1 protein-coding gene is annotated in these 1,090 nt (G+C 46.6%); it reads right to left on the bottom strand.

Annotated features, from left to right (window positions below):
• Positions 1-751: mucin-binding protein (locus tag D8863_RS11120; protein ID WP_438827528.1), on the bottom strand; the 751-nt coding region annotated here is incomplete at its 3' end.
• Between the last annotated feature and the right edge of the window lie 339 nt (positions 752-1,090).

The raw sequence follows: 1,090 nt of genomic DNA, 5'->3' as shown, positions 1-1,090 counted from the left end.
TGCTTGGATCGCTCGGATCTTTCGGTGTCAACGGTGTTGTGCCATCTGGGCCTACTGGTGTAGTTCCTGGTACATGTGGAATCAATGGAAGATCCGTACCTGGTTTCGTTGGATCTGTTGGATCGTTTGGATATGGAAGGTTTGGTACTTTTGGAAGTCCGTCTGGTACATTTGGTACGTATGAACCGAGCTTCTTGTATTGTACAACTTCTTCGCTATCCTTATCATCAGGAGTCACTGTCTTCGCTGCTACATTCGCCTTATCTGCCACGAATCCAGTTACGACTGGTGTGTCTTCTTGGGCCAATTCTTTCGTAGCTGGTGTCCATGCACCGAAGGTTTCAACGCCAGTTACACGATTGCGTTCACCTGTACGTGTGAAGGTTGCTTCTTGAGTCACAGGAGCTTTCAGAGCTGGACGACCGGCTGTCTCACCATCTGCGTATTCGTACTTGATCGTACGAGTTACTTTGCTATTCAATTTAGCTGGGTCTGTTACTGGCTCTTTACCTTGACGAAGAGTAACCACGAATTGTTGGTCCGTCTTATTATCATTGTCAAAGTTCTTAGGTCCTGCGAACTCATCGTTCACCACTTCGTAACCCTTGTCTGTCAATTCTTTCAGACGGGCTGCGTAGTTGGTAGTTCCGATTGGCTCACCTGACTTACCGCTTTCAACGACCTTACCAAGTTCCTTGTTGTTATCGTCTTGGTCTACGAAGGTAATAATCGCTTTTTGACCATCTTTCACATAACTGATTGGTGTATCCTGAGTTGGATCGTTTGGAATTGGTGGTGGGTTGTANCCCTTGCTTGGATCGCTCGGATCTTTCGGTGTCAANGGTGTTGTGCCATCTGGGCCTACTGGTGTAGTTCCTGGTACATGTGGAATCAATGGAAGATCAGTACCTGGTTTCGTTGGATCTGTTGGATCGTTTGGATATGGAAGGTTTGGTACTTTTGGAAGTCCGTCTGGTACATTTGGTACGTATGAACCGAGCTTCTTGTATTGTACAACTTCTTCGCTATCCTTATCATCAGGAGTCACTGTCTTCGCTGCTACATTCGCCTTATCTGCCACGAATCCAGT

The organism is Streptococcus oralis, from assembly GCF_003943825.1.
GTDB classification, from domain to species: Bacteria; Bacillota; Bacilli; order Lactobacillales; family Streptococcaceae; genus Streptococcus; species Streptococcus oralis_CD.
Note: the sequence above shows the minus strand (reverse complement) of the source record. Positions and strands in the feature narration are given on the sequence as shown.